Origin of the sequence: Roseomonas sp. TAS13 (genome assembly GCF_001950415.1) — a bacterium.
Classification (GTDB): domain Bacteria; phylum Pseudomonadota; class Alphaproteobacteria; order Acetobacterales; family Acetobacteraceae; genus Roseomonas; species Roseomonas mucosa.
In genome coordinates, this window is the sequence record NZ_BDLP01000794.1 from 1 (window position 1) to 420 (window position 420).

Consider the following 420-nt stretch of genomic DNA (forward strand, 5'->3'; position numbering starts at 1 on the left):
GTGGACTTCCCCCTGTGGGGTGGAGGGTTTGGTAAGGAACCCGAGCACCCTTGGAGGGCAGCATGGCGGAGAAGCGGACCCGACGCCGGTTCACGGCGGAGTTCAAGACAGAGGCGGTCAGGCGACTGCTCGAAGGCGGACGCGGGCTATCGGAGGTGGCCACCGAGCTTGGGCTCAGCACGGGCCAGCTGAGCACGTGGCGGACGGAGCAGCTGGCGGCCGGCTCGGCCGAGGCCTTGGCTGTGCGCAAAGCCGAGGAGGCCGAGACGCAGCGGCTGCGGCGTGAGGTGAAGCGGCTGGAGGAGGAGAACGTCATCCTGCGCAAGGCCGCGGCGGTTTTTGCCAAAGGGATTGCGTGACGAAGTTCGCCTTCGTGTCAGCCGAGCGGGGCAACCACGCCGTCGCGACCCTATGCCGGGT

Annotated in this window: 1 protein-coding gene; it reads left to right on the forward strand. The window is 68.3% G+C overall.

Annotated features, from left to right (window positions below; translation table 11 throughout):
* The first annotated feature begins 62 nt into the window (after positions 1-62).
* Complete coding sequence (locus ROTAS13_RS25550) at positions 63-359, forward strand: transposase (RefSeq protein ID WP_058390091.1); 297 nt, start codon at positions 63-65, stop codon at positions 357-359.
* Positions 360-420: the final 61 nt, after the last annotated feature.